This window comes from Enterobacter sp. 237C8, assembly GCF_034106865.1.
GTDB classification, from domain to species: Bacteria; Pseudomonadota; Gammaproteobacteria; order Enterobacterales; family Enterobacteriaceae; genus Enterobacter; species Enterobacter asburiae_B.
Genome location: NZ_JAWNDF010000001.1, coordinates 966578 through 990809, shown reverse-complemented (window position 1 = coordinate 990809; position 24232 = coordinate 966578). Strand labels below are relative to the sequence as shown.

The window sequence follows — 24232 nt, the reverse complement described above, 5'->3', positions numbered from 1 at the left end:
CTTTCGCCTCTCCGTTAGCCCAGCAGCTGGTGAATGCGCTTAAGCCCCGCCACCAGCCTGTCGACCTCTTCCGTTGTGTTGTACATCACCAGCGACGCGCGGCACATTGCCGGCACCTGGTAAAACGCCATCAGCGGCATGGCGCAGTGGTGCCCGGTACGGACCGCCACGCCGTAGTTATCGAGGAAACTGCCCACGTCATAGGCGTGATGTTTCCCGAGATTGAACGCGATCACCCCTTGCCGGTCGGCAGGCCCGTAGAGGGTCAGATCCGGCACGCTGGCAAGCTCGGCAAGCGCATAGTGCATCAGCAGCTGTTCGTACTCCTGAATGCTCTGAAGGCCGATTGCGGAGACGTAGGAGACCGCCGCCCCCAGCCCGATAATCCCGCCGGTGTTGGGTGTGCCCGCCTCAAAACGCCACGGCGCGCGCGCATAGGTGGTGCCTTCCGTCAGGCTGACGGTGGCGATCATCGATCCGCCCCCTTCCCACGGCGGCATCGCCTGCAGGATATCTTCTTTCACGTACAGCACGCCAATCCCGGTCGGCCCATAGAGCTTGTGGCCTGAAAAGACGTAGAAATCGCAGTCCAGCGCCTGAACGTCTACCGCGTGGTGCATCACCGCCTGAGCGCCGTCAATCAGCACCTTCGCGCCGGCCTGGTGGGCTTTTTCGATAATCTCTGCCACCGGGTTTTCCGTCCCCAGCACGTTGGAGACCTGGGTGACCGCCACCAGCCGCGTGCGGTCATCCAGCAGTGCGTCGAGCTGCTCGAGCTGCAGCGTCCCGTCAAGGTTAAGCGGAATGACCCGCAGCTGCGCGCCAATGCGCTCACAGAGCATCTGCCACGGCACGATATTGGCGTGGTGCTCCATCTGGGTGATGATAATATTATCCCCCGCGTGGACCTGCGCGTTGCCCCAGCTGTTAGCGACAAGGTTGATCCCTTCGGTAGTTCCGCGCACGAAGACCAGCTCTTCAGGCGATTTCGCATTGAGGAAGGCGGCAATTTGCGTGCGCACGTTTTCCATACGCTGGGTCGCCTCGGCGCTCAGGGTATGAATACCGCGATGCACGGCGGCGTAGCCGTGGCGATAAAACTCGGCTTCCGCATCCACTACCGGGTTAGGCTTCTGCGCGCTGGCCGCGCTGTCCAGATAGGCCAGAGGAAGACCGTTTACTTCACGGGTCAGAACCGGAAAATCTGCCCGTACTTTCTCGACGGGAAAACTCATGCTTCGCCTCCAGGCAGACGCTGACCGATACGCGCCAGCACCTGCTGTTTCAACTGACCATCGTTCAGCGCTTCCGTCAGTTCGGCGGCAAACGCATAGATAATCATTTTCTGCGCCGCCTGCTGGTCGATACCGCGGGAACGCAGGTAGAACATCTGCTCGTCGTCGATGCGCCCGACCGTCGCACCGTGGCTGCACTTCACGTCATCGGCGTAGATCTCCAGCTGCGGTTTGGTGTCCACTTCCGCCAGGCGACCTAACAGCAGATTGTTGTTGGTCATCTGACCGTCGGTTTTAATGGCGTGCTGCGCCACGTTAATCAGTCCGTTAAACACCGCGCGCCCTTTATCACTCACGATAGTTTTGTGCAGCTGGCGGCTGTTGCAGTAGCCTTTGTTGTGCTCAAGCCAGGTGCGCGTGTCGCACACTTCAGATTTAACCGGCATCGCCAGGCTGTTGATGCGCAGCGTGGTGTTTTCACCGTTAAGCTGCGTGCTGGTGTTGTGGCGCAATACCGACCCGCCGAGCAGGAAGCTGTGGCTGTACGCCGCGGCATCCTGACCCAGCACAATGTCGTTATGGGCAAAGTGGTGGCTCTGCGCATTCTCAAACGCCAGCTTGACGTGGTGAAGCTGGGCATTGGCGGCAACGTTCATCGTCAGACGCGATCCGGTAAAGTGCCGGATATCGTTGAGGCTGACGTAATGTTCGATTACCGTGGCCTCCGCCCCCTCCGCCAGCTCAAGATGGTGGCGATAGTGCGCGGTGTTGATTTCGTCGCCGTCCAGACCCTGGGTGATGTGCATCAGCAGCAGCGGTTTTGCCGGACGCTGGTTACGCTTCACGCGGATATGCGTCACGCTGCGGGCCAGGCTCTCGGTCAGGTGCAGGAAAACCTCAGGCTGAACCGGGGCGCTCAGGGGCTGGCGATCGTCGTTTATCTCAATCTCAAATCCGCTCCCCTGAAGGTCGTCGCTCAGCTCCGGACGGAACTCACCGTCGACAAACACCAGGCGCACGGCATCCACGTTTACGGCCAGCGCGTCACGCTGCGCCGGGGTGAGATCTGCCAGACGGGTCACAAACTCGGCGTTCAGCAGGCCGTCAAGCGGAGTGTATTTCCAGTTCTCATGCTTACGCGTCGGCAGGCCGAGACGCAGCATCTGCTGCAGATGCTGCTGCGCCTGCTCAGAGCGCGTGCCGCCCTGGGCTTCAAACAGCCGGTGCCACTGCTGGAGCGCATTACTGCTGTTCGGTAAGCCAGCCATAGCCCTGCTCCTCCAGTTGTTTAACCAGCGTGAAATCACCGGATTTCACAATACGCCCCTGGTAAAGCACGTGAACGTAATCCGGCTTGATGTAGTCCAGAATGCGCTGGTAGTGGGTGACGATAATGAACGAACGCTTGCCGTCGCGCAGGGAATTCACGCCGTCAGCGACAATCTTCAGGGCGTCGATATCCAGACCGGAGTCGGTCTCATCCAGAATGCACAGCTCGGGCTCCAGCACCGCCATCTGCAGAATGTCGTTACGCTTTTTCTCGCCGCCGGAAAAGCCAACGTTCACCGAACGGGTCAGCAGATCTTCCGGCATTTTCAGCAGCTTGATCTTCTCTTCCATCAGGTCCTGGAAGTCAAAGCGATCCAGCGCCTCCAGGCCGCGATACTTGCGCACCGCATTCAGCGCCGTCTGCAGGAAGAACTGATTGCTGACGCCCGGAATTTCGACAGGGTACTGGAAGGCCATGAAGATGCCTTCTCCCGCGCGGTCTTCCGGCGACATCTCAAGCAGATCTTTGCCGTTAAACTCCACCGAGCCGTGGGTTACCTCATAATCTTCGCGCCCCGCCAACGTCGCAGACAGCGTACTTTTCCCCGAGCCGTTCGGCCCCATGATGGCGTGAACTTCGCCCGGCCTGACGTCAAAATTGAGGCCACGCAGGATGGCTTTGTCTTCTACGCTAACCTGTAAATCTTTAATGCTTAACATGTGCTTTCCTTAACCGACGCTGTGTTCAAGACTAATGGCGAGGAGTTTCTGGGCTTCAACGGCAAATTCCAGCGGCAGTTCAGAGAACACGTCCTTACAGAAGCCGTTAACGATCATCGAGATGGCGTCTTCTTCGCTGATCCCGCGCTGCAGGCAGTAGAAAAGCTGATCTTCCCCAATCCGCGACGTCGTCGCCTCGTGCTCAAGCTGGGCCGTGTTGTTACGGCACTCGACGTACGGGAAGGTATGCGCCCCGCAGTCTGCGCCAATCAGCATCGAGTCACACTGGGTAAAGTTTCGCGCATTGGTGGCCGTCGGCATGATTTTCACCAGCCCGCGATAGCTGTTCTGGCTATGCCCGGCAGAGATCCCTTTCGAGATGATGGTTGATTTGGTGTTTTTACCGATGTGGATCATCTTGGTGCCGGTATCGGCCTGCTGATGGCCGCTGGTCAGCGCCACCGAGTAAAACTCGCCGATGGAGTTATCCCCGCGCAGAATGCAGCTCGGGTATTTCCAGGTGATGGCAGAGCCGGTTTCAGACTGGGTCCACGACATCTTGCTGTTTTCGCCTTCGCACAGCGCGCGCTTGGTGACGAAGTTCAGGATACCGCCGGTATTGCCGTCGCCCGGGAACCAGTTTTGCACCGTGGAGTATTTCACCTCGGCATCTTTGTGGATGATGACCTCCACCACCGCCGCGTGCAGCTGGTAGCTGTCGCGGACCGGGGCGGAGCACCCTTCGATATAGCTGACGTAGCTGCCTTCATCCGCGACCAGAATCGTGCGTTCGAACTGGCCGGTTTTTTCGGCATTGATGCGGAAATAGGTGGACAGCTCCATCGGGCAGCGCACGCCTTTCGGCACATAGATAAAGGTGCCGTCAGAGGCTACCGCCGCGTTGAGCGCCGCAAAGAAGTTGTCGTTAGAGGGCACCACGGTCCCAATGTACTTTTTCACCAGTTCCGGATGATCGTGAATCGCTTCGCCGAAGGAGCAGAAAATGATCCCCTGCTCTGCCAGCTTCTCGCGGTAGGTGGTCGCCACCGAGACGGAGTCGAAAATGGCGTCTACCGCCACCTCTTTCCCCTCACGCACGGGCACGCCAAGCTGGTTAAAGGCTTCTTCCACCTCTTTGCTGAGGAAACTGTTCTCCGCACCGGTTTGCTGCACCGCGCCGGGCTGCGAGGCGCAGGTATCGTCACAGCTGCCGCAGGAGGGCGCGGAGTAGTAGCTGTAATCCTGATAGTTCAGCTTGTCGTAGTGCGCTTTCAGCCAGTGCGGTTCTTCCATCTCCAGCCAGGCGCGGAAGGCGCTCAGGCGGAACTCCAGCATCCACTCGGGCTCGTTGCGTTTCGCCGAGATCGCCCGCACGACATCTTCGTTGATGCCTTTCGCCAGCTCATCGGTCTGCAGCTGGGTGAAGAACCCCTCTTTATAGTTGAGGTGCCCACCGCCCCAGGTATTTACTTCACTCGTTGCTTCAGTATTACGAGACATAGTACCGCCTATACCCCAAAGCTTTCGCCGCAGCCGCATTCGTTCTGGGCTTTCGGGTTATGAAATTTGAATAACTGGTTTAAGCCTTCGCGGACGTAGTCCACTTCGGTGCCGTCAATAAACGGCATGGCCTGCAGCGCGACGTACAGCTTCGCGCCGTCAGTCTCGAACACCAGGTCATCTTTCTCGGGTTCGGTGACGGTATCGAGCACGTAGCCGAAACCCGCGCAGCCGGTCTGTTTGACGCCTAAACGCACGCCAAGGATCTCGGGCTTTTTCGCCACCAGCTCGTGAATATGTGCCGCCGCCGCTGGCGTGAGCGTTAAGCCGCGCCAGGCAAAATCGGCAGGATTAAAGGTTTCTGAATGCAGTTCCATAGGTCCACCTCATCTGATAAGCCATCAGGGCATAACACCATGTTAGTGATAACGATTATCACTTCAACCCTCTGTCAGCAGGGGCATTCGGCTAAACCGCCCTTTTTGCCTACTTTTATTAAGCATAGACCCTGTGAGAGGATGCAGTCAGGATGGATGTATTTGTTCAATGCATTGATTAATAATGCATTTCGTCGCGGCATTTATGACGGGGAAGAGAAAAGTAAAATATGCATCGGAAATGCCTATTTTTGAGATAGCTTTTGCTCAGAAAATGACAAAAACAAAAAAAGGCCCTCAAGGCCTCTGTTAATCAGTGATGAAATGAGACAGCAAACCCCTGTTCACGCCAGTGGTCGAGCTGTTCCTGCTGGCGAGGCGTTGGGGATTTCCCCGTCCAGACGAAGATTTTTTGCCCAGGGAACAGTTCAGGACGCGGCGAATCAATAGGTTCCGCCAGGACGTCAATGTGCCATCCCTTCTGCGATAAGCGCGCGGCTTCCAGCCACAGGTGGGTGCGGTCATCGCATTCCCAGCCAATCAGGAGGGCGTCTTTACCAGCTTTTTTGCGGGATTCCGCCAGGCTTGCAATCGCGAATTCGATCAGGACGCCGTCAAACAGGCTCGCCATGTGGCGCACGGTGTTTTGATCCTGATTCATGCGCTGACGAACGGGAGAAATAATATTGTCAATCAGCGCATCTATCGCGTGATCGCGGCGGAATTCGCCCATTTTGGCGCGCAGCTTTGCCGGGCTGGCGTAACGCAGAACGGTCATCATCTCTTCCTGGAACGAGACCCAGTTGCCCTGAGTCAATACTTCTTTGTTTTCCAGCAAGGCTTTGACTTTTCCGACCGAGACGCCGCTTTTCATCAGGCGCTTGATCTCTTCTATGCGGAGGATATCTTCATCGTCAAACTGACGATGACCCCCTTCGCTGCGCTGCGGCTTCAACAATCCATAACGGCGCTGCCAGGCACGCAGCGTAACGGGGTTGATACCGCATCGTTCGGCCACTTCGCCGATACTGTAATAGGCCATTAACTCCCTCACGCTCAGAACTTCCATACCTAACTGCACCAACCTTATCAGATTGTACACACCATTTGTATAACTAAGACCGCATTTTGCTCAGGTGAATGGGCTACTCCTCCCTTCACCTGTTAATACATTGTTGTATAAAAATTACCATTCGTACAGTTAACTCTGCCGTAATGTGTACAGCTTTATCAGAAGTCGAACTTTTTCTCCGGCCACGCAATCGCGGGAATACCGCCGTGTCGCGGGCTGGCAAAAAGATGTCCCTGGAACTGGGAAATCCCGGCGGATTCCAGCCACATCCACTCTTCAGCCTTCTCTACTCCTACCGCGCAGAACTGGATCTCAAGCGAGGAGCAGCATTTAATAATCGCCTGAATAATGGCCTGTCGGGGGCCACTTTTATGCACGTTCGCGACCAGATCGCGATTAATCTTAATTCTGTCCGGCTGGAACTGCGCCAGCAGCTGCAGCCCGGCAAAACCGGCGCCAAAGTGATCGATCGTCACGCTGATACCCGCGCTTTTTAACTGCCTGACCGAATCCGTGAATTCATCAAAACGGGAAATGGCTTCGCTCTCGGTGAACTCCACCACAATTTGCTCGGGTACAAACCCATTGGCTTCAATCGCGGTGAGCAGGAAATCCACGGCGTTGGGAATGTTGACCAGCGTCATGGGCCGCAGGTTGAGGGATAACGTCTGATCCTGTAGCCCCAGCGCGCTGGCCATGGAGAGCGCCACCTGCTTGCTGTGTAAATCAGAGGCGTACACCTCGTCACGCGGCAGATTAGCAAAGTAATCTCCCGGTGCGCCGCCGTCAGGCGTGCGGAGAAGCGCCTCCCAGGAGACGACCTGCTGCATAAACGGATCGACTATCGGCTGGAACGCAAAGCTGCAATCCGCCCCTTTCGCGACCACTTCGGGCTGCGCGGACAGGCGCGTTTCTTCGCGAACGAACTCCCAGGAATCCGCAGGCGGCAGTTCAAAATAGTTCGCTTTTTCCGTGGCCTCGACAAAGGTGCGGAAAAACTGCAGCGGGCGGTCATTATACGTCAGCTGATAGCGTGTCGTCCCCCTGTTGAGCACCTGCTGCAGCACTTCTTCCCTGTCGAAGTGGCGCAAATCAAAAAGCTCCATGCCCACGTTGCCAAAACGCCGGACAGGTCCGTGATCGCGCATCAGCTCCACCACGTTATGGTGGCGCGGGTCGTTGCAGATCTGCTCATAGATAGCAGAGACGTGTTCCACTGGCCCTTCAAGCAGCTGAAAAAAATGTGTGCCGTTAAACAGCAGGATCCCCGTGACGTTGGATTGCCGGTTTTTACTATTTGCTGCAGCGACCATGGCTTCCAGCGCTTTCACTGGAACGTCCTCGCAGATATGGCTGCGGTAAATGATGGTTGTGAGCATGCGATTCCTGGGGTTAGGGTTTTGGCCACAAAACGGTGGATAAGTATCATTTATAGCACATTCATTGCCTGACAAATAATTTACATCTCAATCATTTACGGCAGTTAATGAAACATTTTTCTGCGCTGTACAACTTACCAGTGTCAGACCTTTTTGTACAATATATCCTGTAACATTACCGGTTCATACCAACTAATTAACCACCTGAAAATAAAGCAATTTATAAAATATATCATAAAAATATTAAAAATCTGTACATTTTAAGTGTACAGATTTAAGAATTGTATATACCTTAATTGTAACGTTAGTGATTACAAAATTTTACAGGAGCGAAACATGCAGCAGAAAGGTTACGCCACAGATTCCGCAGCAGCGATCGCACAGTACTTCGAAAAGGCGGCGCTTCCTACTCAGCAGGAGACGCTGGGCCAGGTGGTTGTCGAAATCCTCAGCGACGGGCGAAACCTGAATCGCAAATCGCTCTGTACCAAACTGCTCAGCCGCCTCGAAAGGGCCGATGGTCCGGAAGAGGAAGAGCACTACCACATGCTGCTTGGTCTGCTCTTCGAACGGTAACGTGATGAATAGCAGTGACGCAGACCGACTGATCGACACGCTTATCGGTGAAGCCGTTCTCTCTCTTCTGAAAGAGCGGGGGCCAGTGACAACCGAAGGATTGCTGCAGCGTCTGCGGGTTATGAAAGAACATGAAAAGGATCCCCGGCGGCGGGAGACACTAGCGGTGGTGATTGCCGAGATCGGCTCAAACAGCATCGCCTTTAAACGTCGCAGAACCGCGCAAGGACGAACGAACAGAGAGGGACCTCTCAACGATAACAGAGACAATGTAGTGCCGTTATTTGGAAGTGGAAAACCGTCCGACCCCAAAAAAATACATTGACTGCAATTTAACAGCTACGGTGAGAACAAATGAGACAAAATATTCAGCTTCAACCCGAATACCACTCTGCTTTTTTAGACAATGCGCTGGCGGAATATTTCCGTCATGCAGGCGATCGTTTTGCTGAAGAGTCCGCTATTTTTTCTACTGCAGTACGCTGTGTTCTGGCCTCCGAAGGCCATCTGTCCAACAAAGCGATAATCCTCTGGCTCATTCAGACGCTGGAAGCGACCCACGATGTTGTCCAGGCGGATGTAATTCGCAAGACGCTGGAAATTGTCGTGGGCTACACCATGGACGACCTGTAATTTCACGGCCACTCATCCTGCTTTCGTGTCATCGTCAAAACTGACGAATGTTCTGACGATGACACGCGTCTTCCCCGCTTAATACCCTGTTAAATCAGCAAAGCCAACCTGGCACGGTTCCTGCTTACCTCTGCTTACGGGACTGGGTTTTCCAGTCAACTTTGCTTCATTTCTTAACAGGTCTGTTATTGATGAAAAAGATCGCCAGCGTCTGCCCCTACTGCGGTGCAGGCTGTAAATTAAACCTTGTCGTTGAAAATAACCGTATCATCCGTGCCGAAGCCGCAGAAGGCGTCACAAACCAGGGCACCCTGTGTCTGAAAGGCTTTTACGGCTGGGACTTCCTCAACGATACCCGTCTGCTCACCCCGCGCCTGACCCAGCCGATGATCCGCTACCATAAAGGCGAGGCATTTACTCCCGTCACCTGGGAAGAGGCTATCCGCTACACCGCGCACAAACTCAGCAGCATTAAAGCGCAGCACGGGCCGCGGTCGATCATGACCACCGGTTCCTCTCGCGGAACCGGCAATGAAACAAACTATGTGATGCAAAAATTTGCCCGCGCGGTGCTTAACACTAACAACGTGGACTGCTGCGCGCGCGTTTGTCACGGCCCTTCCGTGGCCGGTTTACAGGAAACGCTCGGCAACGGCGCGATGAGCAACTCAATCAACGATATTGAAAACTCAAAATGCCTGCTGGTGTTTGGCTATAACTGCGCGGACTCCCACCCTATCGTCGCCCGACGCGTGCTGAAAGCGCGGGAAAATGGCGCAAAAATTATCGTCTGCGATCCGCGGCGCATTGAAACGGCGCGCATCGCCGACCAGCATCTGCAGCTGAAAAACGGCAGCAATATGGCGCTGGTGAACGCCTTTGGCTTCGTGCTGCTGGAAGAGGAGCTCTACGACAAAAGCTACGTGGCGCGCTTTACCGAGGGGCTTGAGGCCTATCGCCAGACGGTGAAAGACTATGCGCCGGAGAAGGTTGAGCATCTTACCGGCATTCCCGCCCGCGACGTTCGTCAGGCGATGCGCACCTTCGCGGCGGCCCCTTCCGCCACCGTGATGTGGGGTATGGGCGTGACCCAGTTTGGTCAGGCCGTGGATGTGGTCAAAGGGCTTTCCAGCCTGGCGCTGCTGACCGGCAACCTCGGCCGCCCTGCCGTCGGCGTCGGGCCGGTGCGCGGACAAAACAACGTTCAGGGCGCCTGCGATATGGGCGTTCTGCCGAATATGTTCCCGGGCTATCAGGATGTGACCGATCCGGCGGTCAGGCAGAAGTTTGCCGATGCCTGGGGAATTGACGCAGATAAAATGGACGATCGGGTCGGGACGCGCATTACCGAGGTGCCTCATCTGGCGCTGGAAGGCAAGGTCAAGGCCTACTACATCATGGGGGAAGATCCGCTTCAGACCGAAGCCGATCTCGGTCTCGTTCGCAGCGGTTTTGAGGCGCTCGACTTTGTCGTGGTCCAGGACATCTTTATGACCAAAACGGCAGAAGTGGCGGACGTTCTGCTTCCTGCCACCTCCTGGGGTGAACACGGCGGCGTCTTTACCTGTGCCGATCGCGGATTCCAGCGTTTTGGCAAAGCCATTGAGGCCAGCGGCAACGTGAAGCGCGACTGGGAAATCATCAGCCTGCTCGCCACCGAGATGGGCTACCCGATGCATTATGACTCCAACCAGCAGATCTGGGACGAAATGCGCGAGCTGTGCCCTCTCTTCTACGGCGTGACGTATGAAAAAATGGGCGAGATGGGCCACGTGCAGTGGCCGTGCCCGACGCTGGATCATCCGGGAACGCCGTACCTGTACAAAGACAATCAGTTCGACACCCCAACCGGTAAAGGGCAGCTCTTTGCTGCCCCGTGGCGCGCACCGGCGGAAACTCCGGACGCGGATTTCCCGCTGGTGCTGTGTACGGTCCGTGAAGTGGGGCACTACTCCTGCCGCTCGATGACCGGGAACTGCGCCGCGCTGCAAAGCCTGGCCGATGAGCCGGGCCGGGTGCAAATGAACCCTGCCGATGCGGAAAAGCTGGGCATCGCGGAGGGCCAGCTGGTCTGGGTGCGCTCGCGTCGCGGCAAAGTGATTACCCGCGCCAGCATCAGCGAGCGTATCAACGCCGGGGCGGTCTACATGACCTATCAGTGGTGGATTGGCGCCTGCAACGAGCTGACCCAGGATAATCTCGATCCCATCTCCAAAACGCCGGAAACGAAGTACTGTGCGGTGCAGCTTGAGGCGATTGAGGACCAGCGCTGGGCGGAGGATTTTGCGGCGTCGGCGTATCAGTCCATGAAGTCGCGGCTGATCAACGCCGTCAATGTCTGAGGAAAATATCGGGTGGCGTCACCGCCGCCCGATACTGAATTTCAGACACAAAAAAGGCCGCACTCGCGGCCCTTTTATTCTCATGTACTCAATGGACGTGAACGCCCAACCGCCAGGCAAAGTAGATCTCTTCTTTCAGTTCATTCGAAGAGAGCGCCAGCAAATCTGTAAATTCCAGCTCAAGCTGTTTCAGCTTTTTCAGGTACTGCGCCGGAGACAGGTTGCTCTTATCGCGACGTAAATATTCAATTGCCAGCTGTGTTGGGGTTATTTCAGTATCCATGATGTCCTCGCTTATGTACAAAACCTGACCAGTATATCACAACGGACTGGCTAGTTTTTGACCAAAGGCAAAACATCTGAAAACTTTACACAACCGCCGTGGTCAGCCGCGACGAGCAGCACAGGCGATCCTGCTCATCGAGAATATCTATCTGCCACACCTGATGGCGGCTTCCGGCGTGCAGCGCGCGGCAAACACCGCGCACGCGCCCGCTGCGCACCGAGCGAATGTGGTTAGCATTCACCTCAAGTCCGACAACCTTCTGCTCCCCTTCGGTACAGAGATACCCCGCCACCGAGCCCAGCGTTTCGGCCAGCACGACGGAGGCCCCGCCGTGCAATAAACCAAACGGCTGGTGGGTGCGACTATCGACGGGCATGGTGGCCTCAATCTCATCGTCGCCAATGCGGATGAACTGGATATCCAGCAGCCCCACCATATTCCCCTCGCCCATGGCGTTCAGCGCCTGCAGCGTCACGGCACGTTTCCAGATCATCCAATTATCTCCAGTAAAGCCTGCAATGGGTGACGCACACCGTTACCTTCTACCCGTTTTACCTGGCTGCGACAGGAGTAGCCCGTCGCCAGACAGCGGTTTCGCGGCAAACGCTGCATCGCCTGATGCCAGGACAGCTCATAGATGCCGAGCGAGTTGGCGTGGTTTTTCACTTCGTGTCCGTAGGTTCCGGCCATCCCGCAGCAGCCTACGTTGACGCTCTCCAGCTTCGCACCGAAGCGGGCAAAAACGGACGCCCACTGCGCGGGGGCACCCGGCAGCGCGGTCACTTCCGTGCAGTGGCCGAAGAGATACCACGGTTCACCGCTGACATCCTGAACGGCTTTATCTGCCAGCGCCACCGGAAGCCACTCGTGCACCAGCATGACGTTGAAATCACCGCGCTTATCGCCCAGCGTCTGCTTGTATTCATCGCGATAGCAAAGCACCAGCGCCGGATCGACACCGACCATCGGTATCCCGAGTTGCGCCACGCGGTTTAAGAAGTCAGACGTTTTCTGCGCGGTCTTCGCAAATCGGTTCAGGAAACCCTTAATGTGCTGCGCCTTGCCGTTGGGAGAGAACGGCAGCACAACCGGCTGGTAGCCCACCTTCTCCGCCAGACGGACGAAATCGGCCACGACCTGCGCATCGTAGTAGCTGGTGAACGGATCCTGCACCACCAGCACCATATTGCCTTTTTGCTCCGGAGCGAGCGCCTCCAGCTGTTCCAGGGTCATGTTCGCCGAACGGTGACCGACGAGCTGGCGCTGCAGAGACGGGACCGACAGCAGCGGCAGATCGACCATGCCGATGTGTTTTTCGGAGAGCTTGCGCACCAGCGGCTGGTTGATAAAGAAGTTGAAGGTCTTTGGCGCACGCGCCATCAGCGGCGCGTAGCTTTCCACCGTCGCCACCAGATGGTCGCGCACCGGGCGGAGGTATCGGGTGTGGTAAAGCTGCAGGAAACGCGAGCGGAACTCCGGCACGTCGATTTTAATCGGGCACTGGGTGGAGCAGGCTTTACAGGCCAGACAGCCGGACATCGCCTCTTTCACCTCGTGGGAGAAATCATACTCGCCCTTGTTGGCATGCCAGCTGTTGCGGGTGCGCTCAATCAGCGAGCGCAGGCTGGCCCGTTTTTCCGGCAGCTCCTGCTCCAGCTTGAGCGGATCCACCCCGCGGTCGGCCAGCAGACGCAGCCACTCGCGCACCAGCGTCGCCCGCCCTTTCGGCGAGTGAATACGGTTGCTGGTGATTTTCATCGACGGGCACATCGGGCTTTTCACATCAAAGTTAAAGCACAGGCCATTGCCGTTGCACTCCATCGCGCCGCGCCAGGACGAGCGCACCGCAATAGGGATCTGCCTGTCGTACGTGCCGCGCTTGACGGCATCCACCTGCAGCATCGGGGCATCAACACCCTCAGGCGGGCAGATTTTACCCGGGTTGAGGCGGTTATGCGGGTCGAACGCCGCTTTCACCTTACGCAATTCCGCGTAGAGCTGTTCGCCGAAGAATGCCGGGCTGTACTCCGCGCGGAACCCTTTCCCGTGCTCCCCCCACAGCAGGCCGCCGTATTTGGCGGTTAAGGCCACCACGTCGTCGGAGATCTGCTTCATCAGGATCTCCTGCTGCGGGTCGCACATGTCCAGCGCCGGACGCACGTGCAGTACCCCGGCGTCGACGTGGCCGAACATGCCATAGCTCAGGCCGTGGCTGTCCAGCAGGGCGCGAAACTCCACGATGTAATCCGCCAGATGCTCGGGCGGCACGCAGGTATCTTCGGCAAAGGGAATGGGCTTCGCCGCCCCTTTCGCATTGCCGAGCAGGCCCACGGCTTTTTTACGCATCGCATAGATACGCTCAATCCCGGCCAGATCGTTACAGAGCTGCCAGCCGATCACGCCGCCTTCACCCTGCGCAATCAGCTCGTCCAGACGCTGGCAGAGCGTGGTGACCTGACGCTCAATCAGCTCCGCATCATCGCCGGCAAATTCCACGATATTAAGACCGAGCATCTCTTTGTCCGGCACGTCGGTAATGAGGTCGCTTACGGAGTGCCAGACAATATCTTCCCGGGCAAGATTGAGCACCTTAGAGTCGACGGTCTCCACCGACAGCGCCTGCGCTTGCACCATAAACGGCGCATTGCGCAGCGCGGAGTCGAAGGAGTCATATTTGACGTTCACCAGACGGCGCACTTTCGGCAACCGGGTGATATCCAGCCGCGCTTCGGTAATAAACGCCAGCGTCCCTTCGGAGCCGGTCAGCACGCGGGTTAAATCAAACTGGGTCAGGTCATCGTTGAAGACGTGTCGCAGATCGTACCCGGTCAGGAAGCGGTTCAGCTTGGGGAATTTATCGAGAATAAGCTGGCGGTTGTCGCGGCAACGTTCCAGCACGGTACGATAGATGCGCCCGCTAGCGGTGTTGTCTTTGCCCAGCGTTTCCGCCAGTTCAACCGGCATCGGCTGGGTATCGAGAATATCGCCGCCCAGCAGCACCGCACGCACGCCCAGCACGTGATCGGAGGTTTTACCGTAGACCAGCGAGCCCTGCCCGGAGGCATCCGTGTTAATCATCCCGCCAAGGGTGGCGCGGTTGCTGGTGGAAAGCTCAGGGGCAAAAAAGTAGCCGTACGGCTTGAGATACTGATTAAGCTGATCTTTGATGACGCCCGCTTCGACCCGCACCCACCCCTCTTCCGGGTTGATCTCAATGATGCGGTTCATATAGCGCGACATATCAACAATGATGCCCTGGTTCAGCGCCTGACCGTTGGTTCCGGTGCCGCCGCCGCGCGGCGTGAAGACCAGCGAGGCAAACCGCTCCTGCGTGGCCAGCCGGGCGATAAGCGCGACGTCGGCAGTTGAACGGGGGAAAACCACGGCATCGGGAAGAAGCTGGTAGATACTGTTATCGGTCGCCATCGTCAGCCTGTCGGCATAGTTCGTGGCGGTATCACCTGTAAAACCCTGTTGCTCCAGTGCTTGCAAAAAATTAAGCACCAGCTGAACGACGCCAGGTGCCTGAGAAATCTGTGGGATCATGACTGTCGACCCTAATTAGAGTTGTATGAAATCGTTTGCGTGTATCTTAAAAGTTTTATCACATTTTTTTCTTATAATCTCTGCTGAATTACAGGCAGAATTCGCCTGTTAAAAACCGCTGAGATCATTAATGATTAAAGAGACGCGGTTTTCCGTTCCCGCCAGTCGTACTGGCGTTCTTTTAAGGAAAGTTTCATTTATGGTCAATCTTCGCCAGCCCAGGGATGTTGCGCAAATTTTGCTGTCGGTGCTGTTTCTGGCCCTCATGATTATTGCGTGTCTGTGGATTGTTCAACCCTTTATTCTCGGCTTTGCGTGGGCTGCGACCGTTGTCGTGGCCACGTGGCCTTTGCTGCTGCGCTTGCAGAAGCTGCTGTTCGGCCGTCGTGGGCTCGCCGTGCTGGTCATGACGCTCCTGCTGTTCCTGCTGTTTATCATTCCGATTGCCCTGCTGGTAAATAGCCTGGTGGATTCGAGTGGCCCGGTTATTCGCGCCATTAGCAGCGGCGACCTGACGCTGCCGGATCTCGCCTGGCTGAACAGCATTCCGCTGGTGGGCGCCAAACTCTACAGCGGCTGGCATAGCCTGCTGGAGATGGGCGGCAGCGCGCTGATGGCAAAAGTCCGCCCGTATATTGGCACCACCACCACCTGGTTTGTCGGGCAAGCGGCGCATATCGGCCGCTTTATGATGCACTGTACCCTGATGCTGCTCTTCAGCGCCCTGCTCTACTGGCGCGGCGAGCAGGTGGCTTTAGGCGTTCGTCACTTTGCCACCCGCCTGGCGGGCAAACGCGGTGACGCGGCGGTGCTGCTGGCCGCGCAGGCCGTGCGCGCGGTTGCGCTGGGCGTGGTGGTCACCGCGCTGGTGCAGGCGGTGCTGGGCGGGATCGGTCTGGCGATTTCCGGCGTACCGTACGCCACCGTGTTCACCGTGGTCATGCTGATGACCTGTCTTGCGCAACTGGGACCTCTGCTGGTGCTGGTTCCCAGCATTATCTGGCTCTACTGGACGGGCGATACCACGTGGGGAACGGTGCTGCTGGTCTGGAGCTGCGTGGTCGGCACCATGGATAACGTGATTCGTCCGATCCTCATCCGCATGGGCGCAGACCTGCCGCTGATCCTGATCCTCTCCGGGGTCATTGGCGGATTGATTGCCTTTGGCATGATTGGCCTGTTCATCGGCCCGGTGCTGCTCGCCGTCACCTGGCGTCTGTTCTCTGCCTGGGTGCATGAAATTCCGCCGCCGGGAACTGACCCGGACGTGATTTTGAGCGAACTGGAAGAGCTGGAAGAGAAGAACACGCATTAAGGTATGCTGCCGGGTGGCGTTAACGCTCACCCGGCCTACACTTTCCCGCATGATACTTAAACACTGCTAAAGTATTTATTCGTTGCTCACTGGTCAGACCCGCCTTTTCAGCAGTAAGTCTGCTAATAACCTCAAGAATTCTTTACGTCTCTTTAACTATTGAGACGAATCCGATCGACGCTAAATAACACAATGCCTACTATTAGCACACGGTTATAAATCAACACCTTGATTTATAAGCATGGAAATCCCCTGAGTGAAACAACGAATTGCTGTGTGTAGTCTTTGCCCATCTCCCACGATGGGCTTTTTTTTATTCTGACTACGCGCGTTGAACCTCACAGGTACTGAGCATCCGCCACTCAGCCGGCAACACCCGCGTTTCCCCTGTCGCATTGACCATCACCGTCTCGCGGATATCCGCCGACGATGCGCCAACCTGCAGCTCAAACTCGCCCGGCTCGACGATGCGTTTTCCGTCGCGACGGGTGAAGTTGAACATCTCAACCGGCAGCGTGAAGGTGAGCGTGGCGGTTTCTCCCGGCGAGAGCGTGACGCGCTGGAAGGCCTTCAGCTCCTGAAGCGGCCGCACCTGCGTGGCGACCTTATCCCTGACGTAAACCTGCACCACCTCGCTGCCGCTGCGCTCTCCGGTATTGGTGATATCCACGCTCAGCCTCACCTCACCGTCGACCGGTACGCTGCTTTCGGCGACGCGGACAGCGCCCCAGCTAAACGTCGTCCAGCCGAGGCCGAAGCCAAACGGGTAACGTGAGCCGAAATGGAACGCAAACGGCGTACCTCCGCTTTTGAGCTTGTGATTGTAGTAATACGGCATCGCACCGGCGCTTTTCGGCACGCTCACCACCAGGCGACCCTGCGGCTCCGCACGCCCGGTTAACACGTCCGCAATCGCCCAGCCCCCTTCCTGCCCCGGCGCCCAGGCCATCATCAGCGCCGCGACCTTATCTTCCAGACCCTGCAGGTTGTATGGACGCCCCCCGGTCATGACCACAATCACCGGTTTACCGGTGGCGACCAGCGCTTCCAGCAGCTGTTGCTGCACGCCCGGCAGGTTCAGGGAATCGGTATCGGAACCTTCCCCCACGGTACCGCTCTGAAACAGCCCGGCGAGATCGCCCACGCAGGCCACCACCACGTCACTCTCCTGCGCGGCGTTCACGGCCTCGGGGATCGGGGCGGTACTTTGCGATACCGGTGACTGCTGCATCGGTTTGCCGCCGCTGTCGCCCGGGAAGACCGGCGCGCCCGCCATCCGTTTTTCGATGATGTGGCACCCTTTGGCATAGCGGACGTTCGATGTACCGAGATACTGCTCCAGCGCCGCGCGCGGGGTCGTGACCTGCGAGGTCTCTTCCACCATATCGCTGATGATCAAATGCACCGGGAAGCTGTAGCCGCTGAGTAACGCCAGCGGATCGTCTGCCGTCGGCCCCACCACCGCCACCCGGGGTTTACCGCCGAGCGGTAAAATGCCGTTATTTTCCAGCAGCGTGAGCGATTTCGTCGCCACCTCCCGCGCGGCCTGGCGGGTCATATCGTTTTGCAGATCGATACCGTTTTCATCCGCGTACGGCTTTTCAAACAGGCCAAGGCGGAATTTTTCCGTCAGCGTACGCGCCACGATCTCGTCGACCTTCGCCATAGCGATCAGCCCGCGCTCTACCGCTTCCGCCAGATGCCGCGCGCAGTCGTCTTTCGGCAGCTCAACGTCCAGCCCGGCGTTGAACGCCAGCGCGGCAGATTCGGCCGCGTCGTGGGAAATCCCGTGATGCTGGTGCAGCAGGCTTACGCCGCCGTAATCCGCAACAATAATCCCGTCGAACCCCCACTGCTCTCGCAGGACGGTGGTCAACAGGAAGCTGTCGCTGTGCCCCGGCTGGTTATCAATATCGTGGTACGCGGGCATCACCGAACCGGCGTTTGCCAGCTTGACCGCCATTTCGAACGGCAGCAGGAAGGTGTCGTTCAGCTCGCTGAACCCCAGGTGGACCGGCGCATGGTTGCGCGCTCCTTCGCTGAACGAATGCCCCACGTAATGCTTGAGCGTCGCCAGCAGATCGCGCTTATCGCCCTGTAAGCCCTTCACGTAGGCGGTCGCCATTACGCCCACCAGCCAGGGATCCTCCCCGAAGGTCTCTTCCGTTCGCCCCCAGCGCACGTCGCGGGATACGTCCAGCACCGGTGCCAGCCCCTGCTGGCAGCCGACGGAGCGCGCCTCTTTGCCAATCTGCTCTGCCGCCCGCTGCACCAGCTCCGGATCCCAGGTCGAACCGTAGTTCAATGACGACGGGAACAGAGTAGCATCTTTGCACAGCAGCCCCACCAGACACTCTTCATGGAACAGCGCCGGGATGCCGAGCCGCGTCTCTTCCATCATAATGCGCTGCAGGCGGTTCGCCGCGCGCACGCCGGTCTTCGCGTCAACGATGTGGGTGCCCAGCGGCCGCGTGATCTGCCCGACGCCGAGCTTCAGCCGTTCGCTGAGCGCAGCCTGCTCGCTCACGCCGGCGAATTCGTCACTCAGATCGCTGCGCTCGCGGTGGTTACCGTTTTCATCGAGGATCAGCCAGTACGCGTGCATCTGGGCGAACTTCTCTTCCGGGGTCATGCGCGCCAGTAAATCGGCGACGCGCTCGTGCACGGGATGTCCCGCGTCCTTATAGATAGTCGTCATGTTTTACTCCTGTAGTGCGGAAGGGGTTGCCGGGCGAAGCTGCCCCGCTTCGGGTCTGACTTCACGCTTGCTGGCCAGCTCCCTGGCGATGGAATCCACCAGCCGGCTGTTGAGTTTGTAGATAGCAAGCAGCGCGACCATGCAGAGGAACAGCGCGCAAGGGATAAGGGTGAACAGCGCGTTGATGGTCGAGAGAACGCCTGGCGCCTGGGTTGCCTGGCCCGGGGCGTAATCCACCATGCCAAGCACCCAGCCGACGACCGCCCCACCCAGCGCCAGGCCAAACTTGATGGCAAACAGCGCGGTGGAGAAGACCAGCCCGTCCAGACGACGACCGCTGCGGTGCTCTTCGTAGTCGACCACATCGGAGAACATGGTCCACTGCAGCGGCGTGGTGAGGTTTTGAATAAAGCTAAAGACGATGTTAAGGCCAAAGATTAGCCACACCTGTGAAGGAGGCAGGAAGAAAATCAGCGCGCCGAAGATAACGAAGGAGATAATCGTCCACTGGTAGGCGCGCACGCGGTCAAATTTCCCCAGCAGCCGTTCAGATAATAATGCGCCGCTTAAGGAGGCCACCATGCCGGAAACAATAAAGGCAAAAACCAGATCCGGGCGCAGCAGCACATAGTTCACGTAATACATGGTGGCGGAACCGCGCGTCACCACCGCCGTTAACAGCAAAATATTAAACAGAAACACAATCCGCCACTGGCTGTTCCCGGCCAGCAGTTTTAAATCGGTGAGCATGGAGCCGGAGGTATCATTGCGCGGAGAATAACGCTCGCGGGTCATCAGGAAACAGCAGAAGAACAGCACAATTCCCAGCAGACCCATCAGGCTCATGGCATAGAAATAGCCTTTCTGCACGTTGCCCTGGCCTAACAGTGAGACCAGCGGCAGGGCAATAACCGTCACGATCAGCCCGCCGATAAACGACAGGCCAAAGCGCCACGACTGCAGAGAATGACGCTCGCGCGGGTCCAGCGTCAGCGCGCCGGGCATGGCGCAGTAAGGCACGTTAATCGCGGAGTATATCAGACTTAAAATCGCGTAGGTCACGCAGGCGTAAACGATTTTTGCCGTCGGCCCAACGTCCGGCACATAGAAGGTAATGAGGCAGCTCACGCCAAACGGGATAGCAAACCACAGCAGCCAGGGACGGAAACGTCCGTGACGCGTCCGGGTGCGGTCAACCAGTGCGCCAATGCACGGATCGACAAACGCATCGACCACGCGCACCACTAAAAACATGGTGCCCATAATCGCGGCGGGCAGCCCAAATACGTCTGTATAAAAATAAGCGAGAAATAAGGTTGCCGTTTGCCAGACCAGCGCGCTGGCCATATCGCCTAAGCCATAACCTATTTTATCTTTGGTACGCAATACAGAGGAGAGTGTCATTGTTATTTGCCTTTTTATCAGGTTAAAACGTATTTCAACCAGTTGCGCATCTTCTTAAGGGAAATGCGCAGTAAGGCTCAAGTATTAGCAACGGTTTGCGCGCTAACAATTGTCTAAATTGACAGACAAATTATGATATTTGGTTTTTTACTTTATTTGTGATGGGGAGCAAATAAGAAATGAAATAAAAAAGGCGAGGAATAATATCCTCGCCTTTTCGGGTCAGCGTGGCGTTACTTGTTCAGTTCTGCCAGGCTCAGCCAGGTTTGCACCACGGTGTCCGGGTTCAGGGACAGGCTATCGATCCCCTCTTCCATCAGCCATGCGGCAAAGTCTTCATGGTCGGACGGCCCCTGACCGCAGATCCCGACGTATTTACCCTGCTTCTTCGCCGCGCGGATGGACATGGAGAGCAGCGCTTTCACCGCCTCGTTGCGCTCGTCGAACAGCTCGGAGACCACGCCGGAGTCGCGGTCCAGACCCAGCGTCAGCTGCGTCATGTCGTTCGAGCCGATAGAGAAGCCGTCGAAGTGCTCCAGGAACTGCTCGGCCAGCAGGGCGTTGGACGGGATTTCGCACATCATGATGATCTTCAGCCCGTTCTCGCCGCGCTTCAGACCCTGACGCGCAAGCTCGTCCACCACCGCTTTCGCCTGATCCACGGTACGCACGAACGGGATCATGATTTCAACGTTGGTCAGCCCCATGTCGTTGCGCACGCGTTTCACCGCCTCACACTCCAGCGCGAAGCAGTCGCGGAAGCTGTCGGACACGTAGCGTCCGGCTCCGCGGAAGCCAAGCATCGGGTTCTCTTCTTCCGGCTCGTAGCGCTCGCCGCCTACCAGATTGGCGTATTCGTTAGACTTAAAGTCTGACAGACGCACGATCACGCGTTTCGGATAGAAGGCGGCGCCCAGCGTCGCGATCCCTTCGGTCAGACGACCGACGTAGAACTCTTTTGGTGAGTCGTAGCCTTTCATCATCTCGCGGATTTCGTTCTGCAGCTTCGGATCCTGGTCGTCAAACTCCAGCAGCGCACGCGGGTGAACGCCGATCATACGGTTGATGATAAATTCCAGACGCGCCAGGCCAACGCCTTCGTTCGGCAGGCAGGCGAAGTCAAACGCGCGGTCCGGGTTGCCGACGTTCATCATGATCTTCAGCGGCAGGTCCGGCATGGTATCCACGCTTGAGCTCTTCACGCTGAAGTCGAGGATATCGGCGTAGACGTAGCCGGTATCGCCTTCGGCACAGGAGACGGTCACGTTCTGGCCGTCCTTCATGCGTTCGGTGGCGTCACCGCAGCCGACAACCGCAGGAATGCCCAGCTCGCGGGCAATGATCGCCGCGTGGCAGGTACGACCGCCGCGGTTGGTGACGATAGCCGCCGCTTTCTTCATGATCGGTTCCCAGTCCGGGTCGGTCATGTCGGTCACCAGCACGTCGCCTGGCTCAATACGGTTCATCTCGCTGATGTCGTGGATCACTTTGACCGGACCGGCACCGATGCGGTGGCCGATGGCGCGGCCTTCCGCCACGATTTTACCCTGCGCGTGCAGCGTATAACGCTCCATCACCTGACCGCGCGAGCGGACGGTTTCCGGACGCGCCTGCACGATAAACAGCTTGCCGGTGTTACCGTCTTTTGCCCATTCGATGTCCATCGGACGGCCGTAGTGTTTTTCGATCTGCACCGCCTGCTTCGCCAGTTCCTGCACTTCGGCGTCGGTCAGGGAGAAGCGGTCGCGCTGCTCCTGCGGTACATCTTCAATTTTAACCTGCTTGCCATGCTCCTGGGTCGGGGCATAGATCATGCGGATTTTTTTCGAGCCCATGGTGCGGCGCACCACCGCCGGACGGCCAGCGGCCAGCGTAGGCTTGTGGACGTAGAATTCGTCAGGGTTTACCGCGCCCTGCACAACCATCTCACCCAGACCCCACGCGGAGGTGATAAACACCACCTGGTCGAAGCCGGATTCGGTATCAATGGAGAACATCACGCCGGATGAGCCCACGTCCGAGCGCACCATGCGCTGCACGCCAGCGGAGAGCGCCACGCCGCGATGGTCGTAGCCCTGGTGCACGCGATAGGAGATGGCGCGATCGTTGAACAGGGAAGCAAACACGTGCTTCACCGCCACCAGCACCGCATCATAACCCTGGACGTTCAGGAAGGTTTCCTGCTGCCCGGCAAACGAGGCGTCCGGCATATCTTCTGCGGTCGCAGAGGAACGTACGGCAAAGGAGGCCTGCGCATCGTCAGCAGAGAGCTGGTTGTACGCGTCGTGAATGGCTTTTTCCAGTTCCGGCTGGAAAGGTGTGTCGATGATCCACTGGCGGATCTGCGCCCCGGCTTTGGCAAGCTCGGTAACGTCATCAATATCCGTTTTATCCAGCAGGTCGTAAATGCGCTGGTTAACACCGCTCTGGTCTAAAAACAGGTTAAAGGCATCGGCGGTGGTGGCAAACCCGTTCGGTACGGAGACACCCATACCTGACAGATTTGTAATCATTTCACCCAGGGAGGCATTTTTGCCCCCAACTCTGTCTACATCATTCATGCCGAGTTGGTTATACCAAAGCACCAGCGGTGACGAGCCATTGTTGGACATCGAAACAATCCTTTTGTGATATTTGATCGGAGTAAGTAACACCTGACTACGTATTTATACTGGCATATTTATTTCCGCTAAAAAAACGGTGAATCGTGTAAGCAATTTAAAATTTCAACTTTTCGGATACTTTCCCATCAACGATTAACCCAATGATTCCTCTATATTCAGCCAGAAACCCCAAAAATAAAGTCGCTATTTGAAAAATGAAATCCACTTTTCAGGAAAATCAAAAACAGCGTTTCATTCATAATTAGGATAAGTTCTTTGCTGTGTAATTTACTTTTTTAATTTATGCTTTCAGACAATTAGGTCTGATATTCAGGGTGAGTAAAATGGATAGTGCTGTCGATCGCCACGTTTTTTATATTTCTGATGGTACGGCGATCACCGCCGAGGTGCTGGGCCACGCGGTGATGTCGCAGTTTCCCGTCTCGATTAACAGCATCACGCTGCCGTTTGTCGAAAACGAGAGCCGCGCTAAAGCGGTGAAGGACCAGATTGACGCCATCTACCAGCAGACCGGCGTCCGCCCGCTGGTGTTCTACTCTATCGTGATCCCTGAGATTCGCTCCATCATTCTGCAAAGTGAAGGCTTCTGCCAGGATATCGTGCAGGCGCTGGTGGCGCCGCTGCAGAGCGAGCTTAAGCTCGACCCGACCCCGATTGCCCACCGAACCCACGGGCTGAACCCCGGCAACCTGACCAAGTACGACGCGCGTATCGCCGCTATCGACTACACCCTGGCCCACGACGACGGTATTTCGCTGCGAAATCTCGACCAGGCGCAGGTGATCCTGCTTGGCGTGTCGCGCTGCGGCAAAACCCCGACCAGCCTTTATCTGGCGATGCAGTTTGGCATTCGCGCCGCAAACTACCCGTTTATCGCCGACGATATGGATAACCTGGTGCTGCCCGCCGCCCTTAAGCCGCTGCAGCACAAGCTGTTCGGCCTGACGATCAACCCTGAACGCCTTGCGGCCATCCGCGAGGAGCGCCGCGAGAACAGCCGCTACGCCTCCATGCGCCAGTGCCGGATGGAAGTCTCGGAAGTGGAAGCGCTGTACCGCAAAAACCAGATCCCGTGGCTGAACAGCACCAACTATTCGGTTGAAGAAATTGCCACCAAAATTCTCGACATCATGGGGCTTAATCGCCGCATGTACTAATATGCTAGTACATTGGCTCAGATTCAGGTATCATCATCTGCAACCACGGGGCGGTGTCGCCCCGAACTTGAAATCAGCAGGGATTGGTTTAAGGTGATG

19 protein-coding genes and 1 other RNA gene are annotated in these 24232 nt (G+C 57.1%); 7 read left to right on the top strand and 13 right to left on the bottom strand.

Annotation, left to right across the window (positions count from 1 at the left end):
* Window positions 1–14: 14 nt before the first annotated feature.
* The 7 genes from sufS to USF70_RS04805 form a co-directional block, all read right to left on the bottom strand.
* Window positions 15–1235, bottom strand: a complete 1221-nt coding sequence (gene sufS, locus USF70_RS04835; RefSeq protein WP_248232748.1) for a cysteine desulfurase SufS — start codon at window positions 1233–1235, stop codon at window positions 15–17.
* Window positions 1232–2503, bottom strand: coding sequence for a Fe-S cluster assembly protein SufD (gene sufD, locus USF70_RS04830; RefSeq protein WP_087822425.1), 1272 nt, complete (start codon window positions 2501–2503; stop codon window positions 1232–1234). The genes sufS and sufD overlap by 4 nt, the downstream gene beginning before the upstream one ends.
* Complete coding sequence (sufC, locus tag USF70_RS04825) at window positions 2478–3224, bottom strand: Fe-S cluster assembly ATPase SufC (RefSeq protein ID WP_033145303.1); 747 nt, start codon at window positions 3222–3224, stop codon at window positions 2478–2480. The genes sufD and sufC overlap by 26 nt, the downstream gene beginning before the upstream one ends.
* 9 nt (window positions 3225–3233) lie before the next feature.
* Window positions 3234–4724 carry a Fe-S cluster assembly protein SufB gene (sufB, locus tag USF70_RS04820; protein ID WP_023335409.1) on the bottom strand — a complete coding sequence of 497 codons (1491 nt, stop codon included), beginning with the start codon at window positions 4722–4724 and terminating at the stop codon, window positions 3234–3236.
* Between the two features lie 8 nt (window positions 4725–4732).
* The gene (gene sufA / locus USF70_RS04815; RefSeq protein ID WP_008500631.1) at window positions 4733–5101 is read right to left on the bottom strand and encodes a Fe-S cluster assembly scaffold SufA; all 369 of its coding nucleotides are present in this window, start codon (window positions 5099–5101) and stop codon (window positions 4733–4735) included.
* Window positions 5102–5414: 313 nt separating this feature from the next.
* Window positions 5415–6143 carry a MerR family transcriptional regulator gene (locus USF70_RS04810; RefSeq protein ID WP_033145300.1) on the bottom strand — a complete coding sequence of 243 codons (729 nt, stop codon included), beginning with the start codon at window positions 6141–6143 and terminating at the stop codon, window positions 5415–5417.
* A 188-nt stretch (window positions 6144–6331) separates the two neighbouring features.
* Window positions 6332–7552 (bottom strand): diguanylate phosphodiesterase, encoded by a 1221-nt coding sequence (locus tag USF70_RS04805; RefSeq protein ID WP_039262103.1) that lies wholly within the window; start codon window positions 7550–7552, stop codon window positions 6332–6334.
* Between the two features lie 336 nt (window positions 7553–7888).
* Here USF70_RS04805 and ycgZ point away from each other — a divergent pair, with 336 nt between their 5' ends.
* The 4 genes from ycgZ (at window position 7889) to fdhF (ending at window position 11103) form a co-directional block, all read left to right on the top strand.
* Entirely contained in the window at window positions 7889–8128 is a 240-nt protein-coding gene (gene ycgZ, locus USF70_RS04800) for a regulatory protein YcgZ (protein WP_029739771.1), read from the top strand.
* Window positions 8129–8132: 4 nt separating this feature from the next.
* A complete protein-coding gene (locus tag USF70_RS04795) occupies window positions 8133–8453 on the top strand; it encodes a hypothetical protein (RefSeq protein ID WP_029739770.1) in 321 nt (106 codons plus the stop codon).
* A 29-nt stretch (window positions 8454–8482) separates the two neighbouring features.
* On the top strand, window positions 8483–8761 hold the full coding sequence (locus USF70_RS04790) for a biofilm/acid-resistance regulator YmgB/AriR (RefSeq protein WP_320735327.1): 279 nt from the start codon (window positions 8483–8485) through the stop codon (window positions 8759–8761).
* A 191-nt stretch (window positions 8762–8952) separates the two neighbouring features.
* Window positions 8953–11103 (top strand): formate dehydrogenase subunit alpha, encoded by a 2151-nt coding sequence (fdhF, locus tag USF70_RS04785; protein WP_320735326.1) that lies wholly within the window; start codon window positions 8953–8955, stop codon window positions 11101–11103.
* 88 nt (window positions 11104–11191) lie between these two features.
* Here fdhF and USF70_RS04780 read toward each other — a convergent pair whose 3' ends face one another.
* The 3 genes from USF70_RS04780 to USF70_RS04770 form a co-directional block, all read right to left on the bottom strand.
* Window positions 11192–11386 carry a YdiH family protein gene (locus USF70_RS04780; protein WP_003857766.1) on the bottom strand — a complete coding sequence of 65 codons (195 nt, stop codon included), beginning with the start codon at window positions 11384–11386 and terminating at the stop codon, window positions 11192–11194.
* A gap of 85 nt (window positions 11387–11471) precedes the next feature.
* Window positions 11472–11882, bottom strand: a complete 411-nt coding sequence (gene menI / locus USF70_RS04775) for a 1,4-dihydroxy-2-naphthoyl-CoA hydrolase (protein WP_023311321.1) — start codon at window positions 11880–11882, stop codon at window positions 11472–11474.
* On the bottom strand, window positions 11879–14935 hold the full coding sequence (locus tag USF70_RS04770; protein WP_214578915.1) for an FAD-binding and (Fe-S)-binding domain-containing protein: 3057 nt from the start codon (window positions 14933–14935) through the stop codon (window positions 11879–11881). The genes menI and USF70_RS04770 overlap by 4 nt, the downstream gene beginning before the upstream one ends.
* Window positions 14936–15134: 199 nt before the next feature.
* On the opposite strand from USF70_RS04770, the gene ydiK reads away from it, so the two are divergent.
* Window positions 15135–16250 carry an AI-2E family transporter YdiK gene (gene ydiK / locus USF70_RS04765; protein WP_033145295.1) on the top strand — a complete coding sequence of 372 codons (1116 nt, stop codon included), beginning with the start codon at window positions 15135–15137 and terminating at the stop codon, window positions 16248–16250.
* Between the two features lie 209 nt (window positions 16251–16459).
* An RNA gene (gene rprA / locus USF70_RS04760) (antisense sRNA RprA) lies at window positions 16460–16567 on the top strand.
* Window positions 16568–16572: 5 nt separating this feature from the next.
* Here rprA and USF70_RS04755 read toward each other — a convergent pair.
* The 3 genes from USF70_RS04755 to ppsA form a co-directional block, all read right to left on the bottom strand.
* Window positions 16573–18948: a glycoside hydrolase family 3 N-terminal domain-containing protein gene (locus USF70_RS04755; protein ID WP_320735325.1), complete on the bottom strand. Its 2376-nt coding sequence runs from the start codon at window positions 18946–18948 to the stop codon at window positions 16573–16575.
* 3 nt (window positions 18949–18951) lie between these two features.
* The gene (locus USF70_RS04750) at window positions 18952–20352 is read right to left on the bottom strand and encodes an MFS transporter (protein ID WP_033145293.1); all 1401 of its coding nucleotides are present in this window, start codon (window positions 20350–20352) and stop codon (window positions 18952–18954) included.
* Between the two features lie 233 nt (window positions 20353–20585).
* Window positions 20586–22964 carry a phosphoenolpyruvate synthase gene (gene ppsA / locus USF70_RS04745; protein WP_023311316.1) on the bottom strand — a complete coding sequence of 793 codons (2379 nt, stop codon included), beginning with the start codon at window positions 22962–22964 and terminating at the stop codon, window positions 20586–20588.
* Window positions 22965–23299: 335 nt separating this feature from the next.
* On the opposite strand from ppsA, the gene USF70_RS04740 reads away from it, so the two are divergent.
* Window positions 23300–24133, top strand: a complete 834-nt coding sequence (locus USF70_RS04740; RefSeq protein WP_023311315.1) for a pyruvate, water dikinase regulatory protein — start codon at window positions 23300–23302, stop codon at window positions 24131–24133.
* The last annotated feature ends 99 nt before the right edge of the window (window positions 24134–24232 follow it).

Bases quoted from the DNA above. Each gene is read 5' to 3' on its own strand.
- sufA (WP_008500631.1), bottom strand. From the start codon at position 5,101: ATGGAACTGCATTCAGAAACCTTTAATCCTGCCGATTTTGCCTGGCGC.
- USF70_RS04740 (WP_023311315.1), top strand. From the start codon at position 23,300: ATGGATAGTGCTGTCGATCGCCACGTTTTTTATATTTCTGATGGTACG.
- ydiK (WP_033145295.1), top strand. From the start codon at position 15,135: ATGGTCAATCTTCGCCAGCCCAGGGATGTTGCGCAAATTTTGCTGTCG.
- USF70_RS04810 (WP_033145300.1), bottom strand. From the start codon at position 6,143: ATGGCCTATTACAGTATCGGCGAAGTGGCCGAACGATGCGGTATCAAC.
- sufS (WP_248232748.1), bottom strand. From the start codon at position 1,235: ATGAGTTTTCCCGTCGAGAAAGTACGGGCAGATTTTCCGGTTCTGACC.
- sufD (WP_087822425.1), bottom strand. From the start codon at position 2,503: ATGGCTGGCTTACCGAACAGCAGTAATGCGCTCCAGCAGTGGCACCGG.
- USF70_RS04780 (WP_003857766.1), bottom strand. From the start codon at position 11,386: ATGGATACTGAAATAACCCCAACACAGCTGGCAATTGAATATTTACGT.
- USF70_RS04805 (WP_039262103.1), bottom strand. From the start codon at position 7,552: ATGCTCACAACCATCATTTACCGCAGCCATATCTGCGAGGACGTTCCA.
- menI (WP_023311321.1), bottom strand. From the start codon at position 11,882: ATGATCTGGAAACGTGCCGTGACGCTGCAGGCGCTGAACGCCATGGGC.
- sufC (WP_033145303.1), bottom strand. From the start codon at position 3,224: ATGTTAAGCATTAAAGATTTACAGGTTAGCGTAGAAGACAAAGCCATC.
- USF70_RS04790 (WP_320735327.1), top strand. From the start codon at position 8,483: ATGAGACAAAATATTCAGCTTCAACCCGAATACCACTCTGCTTTTTTA.
- USF70_RS04755 (WP_320735325.1), bottom strand. From the start codon at position 18,948: ATGACGACTATCTATAAGGACGCGGGACATCCCGTGCACGAGCGCGTC.
- sufB (WP_023335409.1), bottom strand. From the start codon at position 4,724: ATGTCTCGTAATACTGAAGCAACGAGTGAAGTAAATACCTGGGGCGGT.
- USF70_RS04750 (WP_033145293.1), bottom strand. From the start codon at position 20,352: ATGACACTCTCCTCTGTATTGCGTACCAAAGATAAAATAGGTTATGGC.
- USF70_RS04770 (WP_214578915.1), bottom strand. From the start codon at position 14,935: ATGATCCCACAGATTTCTCAGGCACCTGGCGTCGTTCAGCTGGTGCTT.
- fdhF (WP_320735326.1), top strand. From the start codon at position 8,953: ATGAAAAAGATCGCCAGCGTCTGCCCCTACTGCGGTGCAGGCTGTAAA.
- USF70_RS04795 (WP_029739770.1), top strand. From the start codon at position 8,133: ATGAATAGCAGTGACGCAGACCGACTGATCGACACGCTTATCGGTGAA.
- ycgZ (WP_029739771.1), top strand. From the start codon at position 7,889: ATGCAGCAGAAAGGTTACGCCACAGATTCCGCAGCAGCGATCGCACAG.
- ppsA (WP_023311316.1), bottom strand. From the start codon at position 22,964: ATGTCCAACAATGGCTCGTCACCGCTGGTGCTTTGGTATAACCAACTC.